Genomic DNA, 466 nt, shown 5'->3' with positions numbered 1-466 from the left:
CGCTCGCTGGGCACCACGCTCACGGCCAGGCCATCCATCAAACCCCAGGGCAGCCCGATGCCCAGGCCGACCAACACCAGCGGCGCCGCCATCTGCGCAAAGGCCGTGCCCGGCGCGCACCCGCCCAGCCACAGCAGGCCCGCAGCGCACACCAGCAACCCCGCCAGGCACAGCAGCGCGGCCGAAACCCAGCGCGTGAGCCAGCCCGCCAGCAACGGCACGAACAGCATGGGCAGGGACAGCACAAACATCAGCTGCCCCGCCTGCAGCGGCGCCATGTCCTCCACGCCGATGAAGCGCACCGGCAGCAGCACCAGCAGCACCACGAAGGCATAGGCCGGCGCACCCGCCAGCAACTGCACGCCCACGAAACGCGGATAGCGAAACAGCGACAGGTCCAGCATGGGCTGCCCCGTGCGCTGCTGCACGCGCCGCTCCACGGCCACAAAGGCCGCCAGCGACGCGG

General features: G+C 71.5%; 1 protein-coding gene. It reads right to left on the bottom strand.

The genetic code is table 11. The features are described from left to right. Positions 1 to 466, bottom strand: a 466-nt coding sequence (locus L995_RS03740) for an MFS transporter (protein ID WP_047469245.1), incomplete at both ends; no start/stop codon positions are given.

The sequence above is a fragment of the Delftia sp. ZNC0008 genome (genome assembly GCF_000799035.1).
In the GTDB taxonomy this organism is placed as follows: Bacteria; Pseudomonadota; Gammaproteobacteria; order Burkholderiales; family Burkholderiaceae_C; genus Comamonas; species Comamonas tsuruhatensis.
The sequence above is the reverse complement of the archived record's forward strand: the minus strand, read 5'-3'. Positions and strand labels throughout refer to the sequence as shown.